This window comes from Streptomyces sp. NPDC032161 (assembly GCF_040636995.1).
Lineage (GTDB): Bacteria > Actinomycetota > Actinomycetes > Streptomycetales > Streptomycetaceae > Streptomyces.
Genome location: NZ_JBEZVN010000013.1, coordinates 17,450 through 35,567 on the forward strand (window position 1 = coordinate 17,450; position 18,118 = coordinate 35,567).

12 protein-coding genes and 1 pseudogene are annotated in these 18,118 nt (G+C 71.6%); 6 read left to right on the plus strand and 7 right to left on the minus strand.

What is annotated here, in order from left to right; genetic code table 11:
• The first annotated feature begins 34 nt into the window (after positions 1-34).
• Complete coding sequence (locus tag AB0E67_RS22130) at positions 35-1,336, plus strand: extracellular solute-binding protein (RefSeq protein ID WP_362029418.1); 1,302 nt, start codon at positions 35-37, stop codon at positions 1,334-1,336.
• Positions 1,337-1,558: 222 nt separating this feature from the next.
• Entirely contained in the window at positions 1,559-2,860 is a 1,302-nt protein-coding gene (locus tag AB0E67_RS22135) for a BNR-4 repeat-containing protein (protein WP_362029421.1), read from the plus strand.
• 292 nt (positions 2,861-3,152) lie between these two features.
• Here the strand turns inward: AB0E67_RS22135 and AB0E67_RS22140 are convergent, their stop codons facing one another.
• The 6 genes from AB0E67_RS22140 to AB0E67_RS22165 all read right to left on the minus strand — a co-directional run bounded on the left by AB0E67_RS22140 (position 3,153) and on the right by AB0E67_RS22165 (position 12,308).
• On the minus strand, positions 3,153-4,289 hold the full coding sequence (locus tag AB0E67_RS22140) for a hypothetical protein (protein WP_362029424.1): 1,137 nt from the start codon (positions 4,287-4,289) through the stop codon (positions 3,153-3,155).
• Positions 4,286-6,634, minus strand: coding sequence for a leucine-rich repeat domain-containing protein (locus AB0E67_RS22145; RefSeq protein ID WP_362029427.1), 2,349 nt, complete (start codon positions 6,632-6,634; stop codon positions 4,286-4,288). Before AB0E67_RS22145 ends, AB0E67_RS22140 begins: the two co-directional genes overlap by 4 nt.
• A gap of 368 nt (positions 6,635-7,002) precedes the next feature.
• On the minus strand, positions 7,003-8,178 hold the full coding sequence (locus tag AB0E67_RS22150; protein ID WP_362029430.1) for a cytochrome P450: 1,176 nt from the start codon (positions 8,176-8,178) through the stop codon (positions 7,003-7,005).
• A 471-nt stretch (positions 8,179-8,649) separates the two neighbouring features.
• On the minus strand, positions 8,650-9,288 hold the full coding sequence (locus tag AB0E67_RS22155; RefSeq protein ID WP_362029433.1) for an HD domain-containing protein: 639 nt from the start codon (positions 9,286-9,288) through the stop codon (positions 8,650-8,652).
• Between the two features lie 316 nt (positions 9,289-9,604).
• Complete coding sequence (locus tag AB0E67_RS22160) at positions 9,605-10,534, minus strand: LLM class F420-dependent oxidoreductase (protein ID WP_362029435.1); 930 nt, start codon at positions 10,532-10,534, stop codon at positions 9,605-9,607.
• Positions 10,535-10,862: 328 nt separating this feature from the next.
• On the minus strand, positions 10,863-12,308 hold the full coding sequence (locus tag AB0E67_RS22165; RefSeq protein ID WP_362029438.1) for a glyceraldehyde-3-phosphate dehydrogenase: 1,446 nt from the start codon (positions 12,306-12,308) through the stop codon (positions 10,863-10,865).
• Between the two features lie 230 nt (positions 12,309-12,538).
• On the opposite strand from AB0E67_RS22165, the gene AB0E67_RS22170 reads away from it, so the two are divergent.
• The 4 genes and pseudogenes from AB0E67_RS22170 (at position 12,539) to AB0E67_RS22185 (ending at position 16,722) form a co-directional block, all read left to right on the plus strand.
• Complete coding sequence (locus AB0E67_RS22170) at positions 12,539-13,705, plus strand: PP2C family protein-serine/threonine phosphatase (protein WP_362029440.1); 1,167 nt, start codon at positions 12,539-12,541, stop codon at positions 13,703-13,705.
• Positions 13,706-14,076: 371 nt separating this feature from the next.
• Positions 14,077-14,538, plus strand: a complete 462-nt coding sequence (locus tag AB0E67_RS22175) for a hypothetical protein (protein ID WP_362029443.1) — start codon at positions 14,077-14,079, stop codon at positions 14,536-14,538.
• A 79-nt stretch (positions 14,539-14,617) separates the two neighbouring features.
• Positions 14,618-14,847, plus strand: a pseudogene (locus AB0E67_RS22180) (ferredoxin-NADP reductase); the annotation flags it as partial.
• 585 nt (positions 14,848-15,432) lie between these two features.
• Positions 15,433-16,722: a cytochrome P450 gene (locus AB0E67_RS22185; RefSeq protein WP_362029445.1), complete on the plus strand. Its 1,290-nt coding sequence runs from the start codon at positions 15,433-15,435 to the stop codon at positions 16,720-16,722.
• A gap of 48 nt (positions 16,723-16,770) precedes the next feature.
• Here AB0E67_RS22185 and AB0E67_RS22190 read toward each other — a convergent pair whose 3' ends face one another.
• Positions 16,771-17,913, minus strand: a complete 1,143-nt coding sequence (locus AB0E67_RS22190) for a cytochrome P450 (protein ID WP_362029672.1) — start codon at positions 17,911-17,913, stop codon at positions 16,771-16,773.
• Positions 17,914-18,118: the final 205 nt, after the last annotated feature.

The following is an 18,118-nucleotide window of genomic DNA, read 5'->3' on the forward strand; positions in this document are numbered from 1 at the left end:
ACTCCCCTTCCACCCACTCCCCCATGGAGACACCATGACCACCTCTGGCATCAGCCGGCGCGGCGCGCTGCGCATGTTCGGCATCGGCGCGCTCGGTGTGGCCGGCGCAGGCGTGCTGGGCGCCTGCGCACCGTCCGGCGCCGGCACCTCCTCCAACGGAGGCGACACGAAGTCCAAGAACTTCGACTTCACCTCCTGGTCACTCAACGAGGAGGCCGCCAAGCCCGCGATCGAGAAGATCATCGCGGCGTGGGAGAAGGCCGAGAACTCCAAGATCCGCGCGGTCTCGTACCCGTACAACGAGTACCTGAGCCAGCTCACCCTCAAGCTCGGCGGCGGGGAGACGACCGGCGCGGTGCACCTCGACATCGCCTGGCTCGCCGCGGTGGCGCAGATGGGCAGGCTCGCCGATCTCGGTACCGTGGCCCTGAAGGGCGGCTACACGAACGTGGCGCTGAACAGCGGCATGTACGACGGCAAGCAGTACGGCCTGCCGTGGAACACCGGTTCGATCGGTGTGATCGCCAACGCCAAGCTCCTGGAGAAGGCCGGCATCAAGAAGCACCCCACCACCGTCGAGGAGTTCGAGGACGCGCTGCGGGAGCTGAAGGGGCTCGGCGGCGGTGTCGTGCCCTACGCCGCGGCCACCAAGGTCGCGCAGCTCAAGGACATCTTCCCGTGGATGCAGACCTTCGGCTGCACGCTCCTCGAGGGCGACAAGGTGACCATCGGCGACGACGCGTCCGTCGACGCGGTCACCTGGTACAAGAAGCTGCACGACGCGAAGCTGATCGCCGCGGACGTGGACCGCTTCGACGCGCGCGCCCTGTTCGGGCAGGGCAAGGCCGCCTTCTACGACGACGCCATCATCGGCAAGGGCGTGACCTCGGCCCAGTCCAAGGACAAGACGCTGGCCGACGCGATGCAGCCGATGCAGCGTCCGGTGCTGCGCTCCGGTGACACGCCGCAGGCGCTGCTGTGGGGCGGCGTGATCGCGATCGTCAAGGGCAAGGGGCAGGACGCCGCGACACAGTTCGCCCTGCACACCACCTCCGACCGCGCCACCACCTCCGAGTACTTCGCGGCCCGCTCCCTGCCGCCGTCCACCACCGCGGGCCTGTCCGCCCCGGAGGTCGCGAAGGACTCCTTCACCACCGAGTGGACCGAGAAGATCACCAAGACGGCGACCGGCAGCCCGTTCTGGCAGTTCGCGCAGAACGCCCAGATCGAGGAGGCCGTGGCCAAGCAGGTCCAGGCCGTCCTGGTCGGCAGGTCGAAGCCGAAGGACGCGATGAGGAAGGCGGGCGAGGAGGTCGCCGCCCTCATCAAGCGCTGAGCGAGCGCGCGGGGACCCCGGGGCCCGGTGGAGGTCGGACGACCTTCACCGGGCCCTTCGCCATGCCGCACACTTCTTCCCCAATGCGTATCTCGAATCCGTATTGTGCAATCTCTATTCATAATCTGGGATCTGCTGTAGGTTTCCCGCGCAGCGGAGGGGTGGACCGGCCCGCGGGGCCGCTCCCGTCCGTCTCCCATCACGCCCGCGAAGGAGTTCACCTTGCGACGTCCCACGGCACGCGCGTACGCCGCCTCGGCCGCGGCCCTGGCCGCCCTGCTCATGCCCGCCCCGGCCGCCCAGGCCGACACCACGGCCCCCGGGGCAGCCGCGGCGACGGTGATCGAGAAGGTCCCGTACGCGATGGACTCGTCGAACCAGGCCGCCTGGTGGACTCCGGTCGCCACGTACAAGGGCCGCGGCCAGTACACGTACTTCGCCTTCAACGAGCCCGGCTCGACGGCCGCCACGCACCGCCCGGCCATCGCGCGGCGCGACCCGGACGGCGTCTGGAGCCGTCTGCCGCTGCTCGACCAGAGCGGACAGCAGGCCGAGTTCCCCGACGACAACGGCCACAACCAGCCGTCCGTCGCGCGCGACGGCAGCGGCCGTCTGCACGTGTTCGCCTCCATGCACGCCAACGCCTGGCGCTACTTCCGTACGGAGGCCCCCGGCGGGGACGTCACGGACCACGCGGCCGAACTGCCCGACCAGGGCCAGGGCATCACCTACCCGATCGTGACCACCGCGCCCAACGGCGATCTCTACCTGGCCGCCCGCGTCGGCGCCGGCGCCGACCAGCGTCCCGGCAAGCTGTACCGCTGGGACAACGCCACCGCGCGCTGGAGCGTGGTCGCCACCTTCGCCGGCGCGCTGAACCGCTCCGTATATCCCGACGACCTGATGGTGGACGCGGCCGGCCGCGTGCACCTCCTGTACGAGTGGGCCAAGGCCCCGGCGACCGGGTTCCGGCACCAGCTCTCCTACCTGCGCTACGACCCGGCGACCGGCGCCTTCGCGAACAGCGCGGGCGCGCCCGTCACCACGCCGGTCGCACCCGGCACGTCCGACGTGATCCAGGAGCTCACCGCGGGTGAGGAGTGGAGCATCGACAACGCCTACACGGGTCCGGCGGTGCAGAGCGCCAAACTCACCCTCGACGGCTCCACCCCGAAGGTCGCCTACCGCTACCGCTCGGCCGACAGCGGTGGCAACTTCCGCGTGTACTACGCGTATCCGAGCGGCGGCGGCTGGGCCCGCCAGACCGTGTACGCCGGCGGCCAGACCGCCGCAGCGCTCGGCATCACCTGGGACGAGACGGACACCGAGCGGGTCTACTACGTGACCGGCTCCGGCACCGACCGCGTCTTCGCCGCGACCGAGTCGGGCGGCACGTGGACCGCCCAGTCCGCCGCGCCGGGTGTGAGCGCGGACCGGCTCGCGGTGCGGCGGGACTCGGACGGGAACGACGTGCTGTACCTCCCGGACACCGCGCACAACGCGCTCTACTACGGGCGCCGTTGAGGTTCTGCGCCGTCGGCGCTCCCGGCGGTCACGGCGTACGTCCGGTGCCGGTGACCGGCCCGGAACACCTGTTCCGGGGAATCGGGGCCGGCTCCGGCACGACCTTCCGGCGTCGCCCGGCCGAGTGGACCAAGGGTTCCGGGCCGGAGGCGCCGTTCCCGACGAACTCATGCCTGAGCCCGGTTGTTCCGGGCCGAAGGCGCCGCAGAATGCCCAGCGCGGGAGGCGGTGTGCTCGACGCCGCCTCCCGCGCACGGCGCCACCGCGGCCGGAGGGCGGCGGGGACGATCGCTCAGGGGCGGCCCAGCCACTTCTCCAGGGCGTCAGGCGTGTCGGGAATCCCGTACTCGGAGGAGAGGAGCAGGCCGAGTTCTCCGCACGCCCAGATGCGGTCGCCGTCGAGCAGCGAGCGGAGCACGGCGCGCTGCCATGGTGTGAGCTCCGGTGCGGTCGGCCGTGCGGTGTCGAGGAAGGTGTAGACGACCAGTGTCGCGGCGACGACCAAGGGGGTGGGGTTCTGTTCCTCGGTCCGCCGCAGGAGGCGCGCGAGAACGGATCGGGCGGCCTCCTGGCGGGCATCGGGCAGACGGCCCACCGTGCTCAGGATCAGGGCCGCCACGAAACCGTGGCAGAAGCTCACCCGTTCGACGTCCTCGTACGCGTCGGGGTCGGCGCAGATCGTGCCCAGTTCGTCGATCAGGGCGTCGATCACCGGGGACGCGAGGTCGGGGGCGGTGACGCGCGCGAGGGCCACGGCCGCCGCCCAGCGGTCGGGGTCGTCGGCGTCAGCCAGCGTCCGCTCCAACAGGGGTGTGTCGGAGCGGTCGCCGGCGGCGCCGGCCAGGAGGCCCAGGGTGATGAGCGCATCCGCACGGTCGGGGCGTGGCAGCGGTCTGCCGCACAGTCGGCGCAAGCCAGGCAGGACGTGTGCGGCCTGTGCCGGAAACCACGCGGTGAGCATCGCTGCCCGGACCGCCGTTTCCGGGTCGTCGTGGTCCAGCAGCGGGGCGACGAGCGTCGGTACACCGGCTTCCACCGCTTGGTACACGGCGGTCTCGACCGGCCATCCGGCGAACGTGGCGGTGTCGTACCCGTCCGGGAACCACTGCTCCTCGTCCTCGCCGGTGACCAGCGCGGACAGGTAGGTCAGGAGCCGCTTGCGGGCGGGCGTCCGCTCGTCGGCGAGCAGGTGCAGGAGGAACGGGACGGCGTGGGGCGTGGCCTCGTAGACGCTCCCCTGGTGGTACAGGTTGGAGTACATACGGTGCCAGGCATCGTCGCGTGTCTCCTGGTCGGGCGAGGTCAGGTCGCGGAGCTGGGCGGGGATGACGGTCGCCGGGCCGTAGCAGTGGGAGAGGTCGGCCCAGGGGACCTGGTCGAGGTCGGTGAGCGGCCGGGTCACCGGTGAGGGAGCGGGGTGCGCGGTCATCGGGCACCGCCGAGGATCGTGCCGATGCGCTGGGCCCGCCGCCACTCCTGGAACTCGGGCAGGGCCGCGATGTCGGCGAAGTCCGCGAACGACGGTTCGCGGGTGAGGACCGTGTCGGCCACCCGGTAGGCGTCGTCGGTGCGCCCGAGGGCGAGGAGGACGCGGACCTGGGTGTCGCGGACGAAGTCGTGATCCGAGCCGTCGGCCACCGTCAGTGCCTGCTCGACGGCCGTCAGCGCGCGCTCCGGTTCGCCGCCGCGCAGCAGGTGCCAGGCGAGAGCGTTGCCCGCCCGACGCCTGACCTCCTCCTGGAAGGCTCCTGCGTCGGTGAAGTGCCAGATCGTGTCGGGTATCAGGGACAGGGTCCGTTCGGCGTACCGGATGAGTTCGGCGTTCAGGCCGGGGCGATCGGCCTCCTGGGCGTTGTCGACGAGGATGCCGTAGGCGTTGACCAGGCCGTAGTGGGCGTAGAGCTGGTCGTAGTCGGAGTAGCGCGTACCGGGGAGGCAGAGCGCGACGGCTTCCTCGAAGGCGGTGACGGCCTCCGCGTGCTGCTGACCGGAGAGCTTCTCGGCTCCGGTCCTGACCAGGGCGTGCACGGCCTGCCAGTTCGGGTCGTGGACGACGTCCGTGGAGGGGGCGGTGTGCCGCAGGTCGAGCCGGGTGTGCGGAAACCGAGCGCGCAGCCGGTCGAGAGTGGGCCGGTCGAGTTTCGTGTACTGGAGGCCCGCGAACTCCAGGTGACGCAGGGCGTACAAGGGCTCGGGGAGGGTGGTGAGCTCGTTGAACGACAGGTCGACGTACCGGAGTCCGGGCATGCGGGAGAAGGCCTCGTCGGGCAGCGTCCTGAACGCGGTGCGCGTCCTCTCCCCGTCGAAGGTCTCCTGGCCCCAGCGGTCGAGTTCGAGGTGTTCCAGGGTGGTGATGTCCCAGATGCCGTCGAGGAGCTCCCGGCCGGGCGGGGGCTGTTCGGTCCACGGAGTGTGCCCGCTGAGTCGCAGTACGCGCAGGCGCGGCAGCCGGGCCAGTTCGGGCAGGCGGGTCAGCCGGGCGGACAGGCAGGAGTTGAGATCGAGTTCCTCCAGCTCGGTCAGGTCCAGCAGGGCGTCGGGGACGGACTCCAGCCAGGTGTTGGACAGGTCGAGGGAACGCAGTCCCGCGAGGCGGGTGACGGCGGTGGGGAGCTCGACGAGGGTGTCGCTGTAGTGGCTTCCCTGGTGCAGCCGGGAGAGGTCCAGTTCACGCAGGGAGCGCAGCCGGTCGAACGACACGGGGAGCGGGCACGTCAGGTGTGCGGCGCGCAGCACCTCCAGTCGGCCGAGGTCGCCGAGGGACTCGGGCAGCGCCGTGAACTCGTTGCCGGACATGTTCAGCACGCGGAGGTTGTGCAGGGCACCGATGGAGTCGGGCAGTTCGGTCAGTCCGATGCCCGACAGGTCGAGTTCTTCCAGGGCGGTGAGCTCGCCGATGCGCGCGTCGACGGCACCCAGGTCGTCGTTGCCCGCGAGCGACAGGGTGCGCAGCCGGGGGAACGCGAGCAACTGCTCCGGGAAGCACCGGAGTTTGCGTGCGGACAGGTCGAGGTCGGTGACCTCGTCGGCCCGGTCGAGCAGCGCGTCCAGTTCCTCCAGTGCGAGGACGTGGCTGGGGCGCACCCCGGCGCGCAGCACCTGGTGCCCCAGGCTCACGGCCTTTTCAATGCTTTGCGCGTCGGCTTCGCCGTCCTCGTCCAGGAATTCGGGGAGCAGGATTCCGTCCAGTTCTTCGTCGGTGAAGTCGACTGGGACGTTGATGTGGTAGGGGTCGCCGACGAGGAGCGCCTGCGGCTGCTCGGCGAAGTCGAAGCCGAAATACAGGATGCCGATGGCGAGTTGGGCGCGGACACCGCCGCGCACGGTGAGGACGCCGCCGTCGTCCCCGTAGGAGCCGCAGATACCGCCGATCACGTCCACACTGCCGCGCACGAGTACGTTGGGGCAGCCGGACAGGATCAGGTTCCGGGCACGCAGATCACCGGTGACCACGAAGAAGTTGCCACTGGCGTTGTCCCACCAGTCGAGGTCGCCGTCGACGGTGAGGTTCCCGTCGACGACGATGTTGTACGGAACCCAGTCGTCGTCGCTCTCCGGGCCCAGGTGTCCCCCGACGTGGAGGCCGCCCTCGTACAGCCGGATCTCCTGCTCGTCGGTGAACTCCCGGTACGGGTAGCCGATGTCGTCGGCTATCCGGAAGCGTTCCTCCGCCTCCTCGGCGGTGATGACGCGGTATCCGGGGGGCGAGTGGAACATCTTGATCTCGTCGGGCGGTGAGGCGGGGGTCGCACGGGAGGATTCCTGCTCGGTCATCCGTGGTTGCTCCTCTGCTTCTCTACGAGCGGCCCGGTCGCCCCGTGCGGTGAGGCCCGTGCGCGGTTCGGGCAGGCGCGGCACGGCCAGGCGCGCACGCCGCGGGGTCGGGCGCCGGTGTCTGTCGGTCAGCGTTCTACAGCACGGCTGTGACAACGCCGCATCCGCCTCGGTCCTGGTCCCCTGGTCCTCGTTCCCGGGTCCTGGTCCCCCGGTCCTGGTCCCCAGGTCCTGGTTCCTCGGGGCCGAACCGGGCCTGGTCGGCCCCGGGGGCGATCGGGCCTCCTCGGGCATCCGCGCGTCCTGCCGCCCGGGCCGACGGCAGGACCGCCCGCGACGGTCCGCGGTGGTTCAGCCTCCTCGACGGGTCACCAGGCGGCCGGGAGGCGCAGCGGGCTGCGGGTGATGGTGCCGTGGCGCCATGTGACCGTGTCCACGGGCGTGGTGAGGCGCAGGTGCGGGAAGCGGACGGCCAGTCCGTGCAGTCCCAGGCGCAGTTCGGCGCGGGCGAGCCAGGTGCCCAGGCAGTAGTGCCGTCCCCCGCCGAAGGCGAGGGTCGGGTGTTCCAGTGGTGCGAACAGGTCGCCGAAGGGGGCGTCGGAGAACGCTGCCGGATCCCGGCCCGCCGCGCCGCGGTCGACCGTGGCGATCTCGCCGGTCCGGACGGTGACACCGCCGACCTCGACGTCCTCCATGGCCTGGAGGGGGTTGGAGTGGGCGGCGGGATCGCCGAGCGGGATCAGGTGCAGCAGGCGCTCGGTCAGCCGGCCGGCCGCGTCCTCGTCGGACGCGGCGAGTCGGGCCCAGACCTCGGGGCGTTCGTGGAGCAGGTAGAGGAGGGAGTTGCCCAGCATGGTCATCGCGGTGTCGTAGCCGCCCACCACGAGGGTGCTGACCAGGTTGACGAGTTGCGGTTCGGGGACGCCGCCCTCCCCGTCGGCCGCCTGGACGAGCGAGCTGATCAGGTCCGGGCCGGGGGTGCGCCGCCGGTCGGCCAGCAGGCCCGTGGTGAATTCGGTGAACTCCCTTGTGACCTCCGCGACTTCCGCACGGTCCTTCTCATCGGTGGCGAAGGCGTGCTCGGTCCAGCGCAGGAGGCGCGTGTCGCTGACGTCGTGCACGCCCGTCAGCCTGCTCATGACCGCGATGGGCAGCGGGCGGGTGTAGTGGGCGACCAGGTCCACCGGGGAGCCGTGGTCGGCGAGCGCGTCGGCCAGTTCGTCGACCACGTCGGCCACCCAGGGCGTCATGCGCGCGACGGCGCGCGGGCCGAACGCGCGCTGGACGGTGCGTCGCAGGCGGAGGTGCTGGACGTCGTCCAGCTTGCCCACGGCATCGGGCGAGTCCACGAGGGCGGAGGCGCTGTCCTCCGGCGTGCGGAGCAGGGTCCGCCTGAACCTGCTGTCGTTGATGACCTGATGGACGTCGGCGTAACGGGTGAACAGCCAGGCGGGGCGGCCGTCGGGCAGGTCGGTACGCCGGGGCGGCCCGGACGGGGCGAACGTCAGACGGTGCAGAGGAACGCGTTCGTCAGTGATGGGCATGATCCTCCTGCCCGCCGATCCGGAGCGACGGGCTGCGGCATCGACTCGGCTGTTTGCTGGGTGGGGCTCGCCGTGGGGCCGACGGGCGGGCCCACAGCGGGCATCCACGTGCGCGGATGCCCCCGCGCCCGTGTCGGGGCAGGGGATGGTGGTCTGTTCGCGCGGTCTCCTACGACCGCGGCCGACGTGCTCGGGCCGGAGTCCGTCCTCCGGACCCTTGCGGGAACCTGTGCAGATCCTCGGTCATGGTGATGGCCGTGCTGTTCAGGTGGTCGTGGATCACGAGCGAATTCACCCGCACGTGGTGGGCGGTCCGGACGAGCCGGTCGGACGCCGGACCGTCACCGGGCGCGCGGTGTCTGCGCGGCCGTCCCTTCCGCGCGGGCGGCGAACGGACGGCCGCCGGACTGGCGCGCTGCCACCCGGCGCAACGAGCGGTGTATCGGCGGTGTCGAAGCCGTGGCCCGAGGGTCATTCCGGCCAGTCGGAGTCCAGGATGGCGTCGACGAAGTCTCCCCGTTCGAATCCGGGCACGAAGCGGGCGAGGACGTCTGCCTTGACGTTGCCGAACGTCGTTTCGGGGCGGTCCTTGATGCCTTCGGTGAACGCGGCCAGGATCCGCTTCTTGAAGTCGGGGCGGGGGTGGGCGGCGACGACGGCCGCACGCTGTCCGTCGGAGACCGCGTGGTAGCCGATGCCCAGCACGTCGAGTTCCACTCCCCGGGTGACCAGGGCGATCTCGGGGGCCATGTGGAGGGGGATCTCCGGTGTGGTGTGCAGTGCGATGGCCGTCCAGACCCGGTCGGCCTCCTCGTCGGTGATGCCGCGGGCGTGCAGGAACCTCCGTGCCTCGTCGGCGCCGTCGATCTCGAACCGCTGGTCGGTGCGGCGGTAGCGCTCCGTCAGGCCCAGGTCGTGGAACATCGCGCCCACGTACAGCAGCTCCGGGTCGTACCGCAGCCCCTCCTCGCGCCCCCGCAGCGCGCCCCAGAGGAAGACCCTCCGTGAGTGATCGAACAGAAGCTGAGAGGCCGCCTCGCGGACCAGTTCGGTGGCCTCCCTGGCCAAGGCACTGTCCGGGATCCGTACATCCGCGATCGATTCGCTCATGGTGTCTCCATGCCTTTCTCGGTGGTGGGTCCGGGGACGTCCGGCGCTCTCTCGAGAGATTGCCGTTCCCGTCCAGAAAAACCACCGAGCGGGGCGTGATCCTCCGCGTGGTTCCTCCGAGGCGCTGCTCCATGCGGACGAGCCCGGTCGCCGGCCGGTGTCCCGCCGGGGGCGGAATCGGGTCGCGGTCGCGTACGTGCCAGGCCCGGGTGAGCGGGGAGGCGCCGGGCGAGGCGGAGGGGTGCACTCCCCCGGCACCCTTCGGCGGGTGCCTCTGCTCGTGCGCCTTTCCGCCACCCGGTCCCGGGCAGGGGCGTCAGATGCCGGCCGCTCGCGCCGCCTCGTAGACCTCGGCCGCAACGTCGACGAGTTCCGCGGCGTCGCGCGGTGTGCCCTGGAGGTCCAGGACGAACGTGGTCACGTACGGTCCGGCGTGTGCCGCGAGGTCCTCGACGATCTGCGCCACGCTGCCGTGGAAGGGTTGCCGTCCCTCGCTCCCGACCGGCTCGGCGGTGTGGCGCGCGTTGACACGGACGCAGACGTCGAGCGGGCGTTCCCTGCCGCGTTCGGCGGCCGTGTCCCGCACCCGCCGCCACTGCTCGGCCAGTTGGGCGGGTCCCGCCGCCACGGGCATCCAGCCGTCCGCCCGGTCCACGAGACGGCGGGTGGCGCGCGGACTGTTCGCGGGCAGGTACACCGGAATGGGACTCACCGGCTTGGGACCGACCGCGGACGGGGCGATCGTGGTCAGTTCACCCTCATATGCCACGGGGTCCGGGCCCCAGACGGCCGCGCACACGTCGAGGAGTTCGTCCAGGACCGCTCCGCGCCTCTCGAAGGGGGCGACGGACGCCGCCGCGTACTCGTCCAGTGACCATCCCGTGCCGATTCCCGCGATCACCCGGCCGCCGCTCGCCACGTCCAACGAGGCGAGGGAGCGGGCCAGTTGGAAGGGTACGTGCAGGGGCGCGACCAGGACGCTGGTGCCGAGCCGGGGCCGTTCCGTGGCCGCGGCTGCCAGCGTGAGCGTGACCAGCGGGTCGGCGACACCGCGGTACTGGTCGGGCCACGGCAGTCCGGGTACGCCGTAGAGCCCCTGGGTCGCGGGCTCGGGGAACAGGATGCGTTCGAAGACCCAGAGACTCTCGTATCCGGCCTGCTCCGCGGCACGTGCGACGGTGGCGACATCACGGCCGATGTCGTACTGCCTCATCTGCGGGAGACCGAGACCGAGCGGGATCGGCATGGGTGCGCTCCTTCAGGACGACGGCGGGGCGGCTTCCCCGGATCACCGACTTGTTCCGTGTTCGACGACGGTCGAAACGTGATCGGGGTTCCGCGCGGTACGGGCCGAGCTGCCGACGGGCCGTGCCGTCCGGTCCGCCCCGGCCGCCGGCGTCCCGGCGCGCGTCGTCACGACGGAGCCCCCGTCCGTCGGACGACGGGCGGGGGCTCGTGGGAGGTCCGGTACCGGGTTCGGCGCCTTCCGGCACCCGCCCCGTGGTCCCGGCCACGCACCGCCCTCGCCGGCCGGGACGCCGGACGGACGGGGGCGGTGCGGGACGGGCCGGGAATCAGACCGCCGGGGCCGGGTAGGTCGGGTACTCCACCCCGGAGACGTGCTGGACGACCCGGATGACCTGGCACGAGTAGCCGAACTCGTTGTCGTACCACAGGTAGAGGATGGCGTTGTCGCCGTCGACCTTGGTGGCGCCGGCGTCGACGATCGAGGCGTGGCGCGAGCCGATGAAGTCGCTGGAGACCGCGTCGGGCGCCGTGATGAAGTCGATCTGGCGCTTGAGCGGGGAGGTCAGCGACACGTTGCGAAGGTAGTCGAGGACCTCTTCGCGGGTGGTCTCGCGGCCGAGTCGCAGGCTGAGGATCGCGATCGAGACGTCCGGGACCGGGACGCGGATCGAGCTGCCGGTGATCGGCGCCTTCAGGTCGGGCAGCGCCTTGGCGACCGCCGAGGCGGCGCCGGTCTCGGTGATGACCATGTTGAGCGGCGCCGAACGGCCTCGCCGGTCCGCCTTGTGGTAGTTGTCCAGCAGGTTCTGGTCGTTGGTGAACGAGTGGACGGTCTCCACGTGTCCGCGCAGCACGCCGTACTCGTCCTCCATCGCCTTCAGCGGCGGGACGATCGCGTTGGTGGTGCAGGACGCGCAGGACAGGATCTGCTCGTCCTGCTTGATGGTGTCGTGGTTGACGCCGTGGACGATGTTGGGGACGTCGCCCTTGCCGGGAGCGGTCAGGACGACCTTGGCGATGCCGGGCCGCAGGTGCTGGGACAGGCCCTCGCGGTCGCGCCACCTGCCGGTGTTGTCGATGAGGATGGCGCCGTCGATGCCGTACGCCGTGTAGTCGACCTCCGACGGGTCGTTGGCGTAGATCACCTTGATGGCGTTGCCGTTGGCGACGATCGTGCTGTTCGCCTCGTCGACGGTGATGGTGCCGTGGAACTGGCCGTGGATCGAGTCGCGGCGCAGCAACGAGGCACGCTTGATGATGTCCTGGTCACCACCCCGGCGGACGACGATGGCGCGCAGCCGCAGGCCGTTGCCGGAGCCCGTCTTCTCGATGAGCAGGCGGGCGACGAGACGGCCGATGCGGCCGAAGCCGTACAGGACGACGTCGCGCGGCTCACGGCGGTCGATCTTGTTCTCGCCCGTGGCGCCGGCGACGGCCTCGGCGGTGAACTCCGCCACGGAGAGCCCGCGGTCGTCGTTCCTGTACGTCGCGGCGAGCATGCCGATGTCGATCTGGGACGGGCCGAGATCGAGGGTGGTCAGTGCCTGCAGGAACGGCAGCGTCTCGGTGACCGAGAGTTCCTCGCCCGCGATCTGGCGCGCGAATCGGTGGGTCTTGAGGATGCTGACCACCGACTTGTTCACCAGGGAGCGGCTGTGGACCAGGACGGTGACGTCCCGCTCCCGCTGCAGCTTCCCGATGATCGGGATCATCGACTCCGCGATTTCCTCACGGTTCTTCCAGTTAGTGAACGAGTCCTCGTTGACAGTCACAGATTTATCTTTCGAGCTAGGCGGCGCTCATATGCTAACCCGACCGCGTTTCGGCCCTTCACGGGGTGCCGTTCGGGTGGTGGGCAGGGGGTCCCGCGCCCGTGCCCGGCGCTGAACCGGGCGCCCCGACACCCGTGCGGCCACGCTCACCACCCCGGGACCGAGCGGTCGGCGGCGACAGCGGAAGCGGCCTATGCCGGAGAAGGCGGGTATGCGCATAAAGTCCCTCTATGTCACATGTTGGTGAAGCGGACGGCGAAGCGGTCGGGCCGCTGTGGCGGTGGTGCTCCCGCCTCGGCGGCCGTACGTGGGCCTGGTGGCTTCCGCTGCTGCTGATCGCCCTGGACGTGGCCGCGGACCTCGCGGCCCGCAGCCGTGAGCCGCTGAGCTTCCTGCTGATCGGCGTTCCTCCGGTGGCGGCGACCACGCGCGGGCCCCGGCACACCGCCGGGATCGCCGTCCTGTGTCTGACGCTGGAGATGTGGCTGGCCTCCCGGCGCCCGGGGCACGTCGGGGAGCCGCACCACGTGGCGCTCTACGCCTCCACCGCCGTGATCGGCCTCGTCGGCGCCTGGCTGTCCCGGCAACGGCTCCGGGCCGAGGCGCACCTGGTCCGTGCCCGCTCGGTCGCCGAGGCCATGCAGCTGACCCTGCTGCGCCCGTTCCCTCAGCGGATCGGCCCGGTGGGAGCCGCGGGCTTCTACGAGGCGGGCGAGCGCGGCACGCTCGTCGGCGGCGACTTCTACGACCTGTGCGAGACCCGCTTCGGGGTGCGGATCGTTCTCGGGGACGTACGCGGGAAAGGTCTGGACGCGATCGAGACGGTCGCCGCCGTCCTGGGGAGCTTCCGGGTCTGGGCCCACGAGTGGCCGGATCCGGTCCGTCTGGCGGAACACCTGGAGCTCAGCATCGCCCGCAATTCCGGCCGCTCGGCCGAGGACGAGGAGCTGTTCGTCACGGCACTGCTGCTGGAGTTCCCGCCCGGCGGGGATTCGGTGCGGATCGTCGATCGCGGGCATCCGGCACCGCTGCTGCTCACCGCGCACGGGACGCGGCGGCTGCGTACCGCCCCGGCCCTGCCGCTGGGACTGGGCGAGCTGGGCGCGGGGCGGGCCGAGGTCACGACGCACCCCCTGCGGACCGGCGAGGTCGTCGTGCTGTACACGGACGGGGTGAGCGAGGCGCGGAACGCGGAGGGCGAGCTCTATCCGGTGACTGAGCGGCTTGCGGGCCGGTTCGGCGGCGGCCGGGTGCCCGATCCCGCGGCGCTCGTCTCCTTCCTCAGGGCCGACACGGAGCAGTGGTCGACCGGGGCGGACGACGACCGGGCCGCGATCGCCCTCACTCTGCTGGACGGTTCCGGGGCCGCCGGGCGTTCCGACGGCCCGGTCTCCTGAGCGGACCCCTGACGGGACGGTGCGGCACGGAGACGGCGCGCCGCCCGGCGTGGGGCACCGTGGAAGTGCCCGGGGCCCGCCCCCGGGCACCGGTCCGGCCGCCGTTCGGCGGTGGCCGCACGGCGGGGCCTCGGCGGGCACAGGTGGTGCGCGCACGCGCCCGGTCGTACCGTCGACTGAGGAGACGGTTGCCGGGGCTCCCGCGACGGACCGGCCGCGAGCGGTGCCGGGGACCAGCGGAACGCGGCGCCGGTGGCCGCTTCCGGCACACCCGTACCAGGACGCGGTGCGCCGTACGGCACACGGCGCGGACCCCCGAACGGACCGGCCGGGGCCGCCCGCGGTGCCCGAGGAGCAGTTGGGGAGACGGCATGCGCGGACACGGACTCAGGAACAAGGTCGTGCTGTGCGCGGCCTCGGCGGTCGCGGTGGCGGCGGTACCGACGGCCGCGCCCGCCGCGTCGCCCGCACGATCCTCCTCCCAGTCCCCCACGGCCCGCGCGGTGGCCGTCGACTGCTTCTCGCAGGCGCGCGTCCGGCCCGGCGACTTCCTGCTCGCCTGCGGGGACGGCAACAACCGCCTCGTCTCGTTGCGTTGGACCCACTGGGGGCCGTCCTCCGCCGTGGGCACGGGGCTCGACGCGGTGAACGACTGCGTGCCCTACTGCGCCGCGGGCACGTTCCACACGTACCCCGTCGAGGTGCGGCTCGACCGTCCGACGAGCTGGCAGAAGGATCCGGGTATCCAGCGGTTCGCCCGGCTGCGGCTCGTCTACACCGACGGCGTACCGGCGCAGGCGCACCGCGTCACGTACCACACCCTCTGGGGCTGAGGATCGAGGCACAGGCCGCCTCGCCGGACGCCGGGCACCACGCGGTGGGGACGGTGGTGCGGCGCGCCGAGCCGCCGAGATGATCCACGCGATCACCCAGAACTGCTGCGGCGACGCCATCCGCGTCGGCGTGTGCCCCGTCACCTGTGCATCCATCCGATGCCGGAGGAACGGGCGTTCGGCAGCACGGAGCTGCTCTGCATCGGCCTGCGGTCCTGCATCGACTGCGGTGCCTGCGCCGGCACCTGTCCGGTCGACGCGATCTTCCCGGTGGACGGACTGCCCGAGGCGCAGCGGGGCCACGCCGCCCCACGAACGGTCGCTGCCGTCTCCGATCCGGGGCCGTCACGGGCACGCGGGGGCGTCCGGTCGGTCCACCGCGTACTCCGTGACGGCATGACCGTTGACGGTGTCCTCTCGGCGCGGCGTGAAGCCGAGCCGCCCGGCGACTCTCACGGACGGATCGTTTCCGTGGTTGCTCTCGGGTCGGCGTGGAGTTCGACGAAGGCGTGGGGGTCGGAGAGCCGGAGAGGCAGCAGTGGCAGTCGCCCGGCCTCGACGACGGCGACGAGGACAATTCTCCGCACCGGGCCGGTCGATCGGGATTCGGACGCGACCCGCGCCGTCATCACGCAGGGCACGGGAGGGTGCCACCACGCACACGTCGGGTCGGCGTCGCCTCCGGCACATCCGACCGGTATCGAACACTGTCGAACAACCGTCGGGCCCACTCACGCTACCGTGTGCCATCAGCGCTCCTCCGGCTCGTCCCCCGGGTGACGGCACGTCATCCGGGGGACGAGGCGTCGCAGCGCCTGCCCATGTCCGTTTCCGAGCCCACTGCATCCCTTCTCTCATCTCCGCACCCCGGCGGTGCGGACCGCGCGACGACTCATGGAGAACACGTTGAGGACGAGGTTCCGTTCTCGTATCACCGCCCGGCTTGGGCGCACCTACCTGTCCAGGATCCAGAAGTACGGCATCGGCTCCTCCACGATCCGCCTCCTGCCCGACGATCTGCTGGCGCTGTTGCGCAGGGACGGTCTGGACCCGGTGGACAGGCTGGCGGCGCTCCGGGCGAACTCACCCGTGCACAAGGTCTCGTTGCCGTTCGGGATGGACGCCTGGGTGGTCAGCGGCTACGAGGAGTCGAAGGCCGTTCTCGGTTCGCCCGACGGCTTCAGCACCGATTTCGCCCACCTGGCCATGAATGCCGGAGTCGCGGCGGAACAGAGCCCGGGCGGACTCGGATTCAGCGATCCCCCGGTGCACACGCGGCTGCGCCGCATCCTGACCCCCGAGTTCACGATGCGACGGCTGCGCAGGCTCGCGCCCCGGATCGACGCCATCACCGCGGAGCGTCTCGACGCGATGCAGGCCCGGAGCGGCCCGGTCGACCTGGTCAAGGAATTCGCGCTGCCGATCCCCTCCCTCACCATCTGCGAACTGCTCGGGGTGCCCTACGAGGACCGCCACGACTTCCAGCAGCTGGCCATGGACCGGTTCGATCTCTTCGCCGGGACGACCGCGCCCTTCGGCGCCATGTCGGAGTCCTTGGCGTACTTCAGGGACGTGGTCGCGAAGCAGCGCCGGAGGCCGGGCGACGGGCTGCTCGGCATGATCGTCAAGGAGCACGGCGACGACATCGACGACGAGGAACTCGCCGGCCTCGCCGACGGTGTGCTCACCGGTGGATTCGAGACGACCGCCAGCACGATCGCCCTGGGTTCGCTCGTGCTGCTGCGGGACGAGGACGTGTTCGAGCGGATACGGACGGACGACGCGGCGGCCTCCCCGTTCGTCGAGGAGGTGCTGCGGTACACCTCCGCGGTGCAGATAGCGTTCCCGCGGTTCGCCCGGCGGGACATAGAGATAGCCGGGGTGGTCATCCCCGAGGGCGACATGGTGCTCTGTTCGCTCAGCGGCGCCAACCGCGACGCCTCGTACGTCGCGGACGACGGACGTTTCGACCCGGACCGCAGTCCCACCGCGCACCTCGCCTTCGGTCACGGATTCCACCGCTGCGTCGGCGCCGAACTGGCCCGCATGGAACTGCGCACCGCCTACCCGGCCCTGACCCGACGCTTCCCCCGGATGCGGCTCGCCGTGCCGCCCCAGGACCTGTCCTTCCGCAAGCTGTCGATCGTGTACGGCGTCGAGACGCTGCCGGTGCACCTGGGCTGAGCGCGCGTGCACGCCGAACGGGCACGCCTCGTCGCCCGGAACGGCCGGCTACCAGGTGACGGCGATGCGTTGAGGGCTGCGGGAGGTGCTGCCGCGACGCCACTCGACACCGTCGTCCGGACGCGCGAGGCGCAGGCCGGGGAATCGTGCGGCCAGCCGGTGCAGGGACAGCTGGAGTTCGAGCCGGGCCAGCCATGCGCCGAGGCAGTAGTGCGGACCGGCGCCGAACGCCAGGGTGGGGGCTTCCAACGGGCTGAACAGATCGTCCAGTTGCCGGGCCGGGAACACATCGGGGTCACGATTGGCCGCGCCGCAGTCGGCCAGCACCACCGCTCCCTCCGGGATGACGACGCCGCCGACCTCGGTGTCCGTGGCGGCGTGCCGTGCGGTCCCCCGGTCGTCGCCGAGCGGAACGAGGTGCAGCAACCGCTCGGCGACCGCTCCCGCGGCGTCCTCGTCCGCCCCGATGCGGGGCCAGCACTCCGGGCGTTCACCGAGCAGGTAGAGCAGGGAGTTGCTGAGCATCGTCATGGTGCTGTCGTGACCGCCCACCACCAGTCCGCACACGAGGTCGACCAGTTGACCCTCGGGAATGCCGCCCTCGTCGTCCGCCGCGCGGACGAGCATGCTGGTCAGGTCCTCGCCGGGGTCCTTGCGCCGCTCCGCCAGGAGTGCGGCTCCGAACCCGGCGAACTCCGCCAGCACCGGTTCCATGTCCTCCTCCGCGTGGGAGCCGTCGGAGAACGCGTACCGGCTCCAGTGGCTCAGCCGTTCCCGCGCGGCGGCACCGAGACCCATGAGCCGGCTGATCACGTCGACCGGGAGGGGCAGGGTGAAACCGGCTACCAGGTCCGCCGGAGGCTCGCCGTCCGCGAGCGTGTCCAGCCGCTGTTCCACGATCGAGGCGATCCAGGGCCGCCAGCGGGCGACGGCCCTCGGGGTGAACGCGCCGCGCAGGGTGCGGCGTAGGCGCACGTGGTCCTCGCCGTCCTGGTTGAACATCAGGTCCGTGCTGGCGACGAGGCCCGCCTGCCCCGCCAGGGGCGCGGCGTCGGATATGCCGAGCCGTGCGCGTCCGAACCGGGAGTCGGTGAGGACCTTGCGCACGTCGTCGTAGCGGGTCACCTGCCAGGCCCGGGTGCCGTCCGGCAGTACGACGGGCCGGGGCGGACCGGGCGGGTCGAATTCCATTCGGTGCAGCGGGAGCGTCGGCGGGCCGTTGATCGCGTCGTTGTCGTCGGGGCGGGGCACGGGTCCTCCACGGGTGCGGGTCGGTGGATCACGGGTACGGGCAGGCGGGCGGGGCGCGGGGGCACGCGGACTCGGAGCCGGGCGGGTCCGCGGGGCCGGGCCCGGTCCGGCCCCGCAGCCCGGACGCGGCGGACGGCCGGCCCGG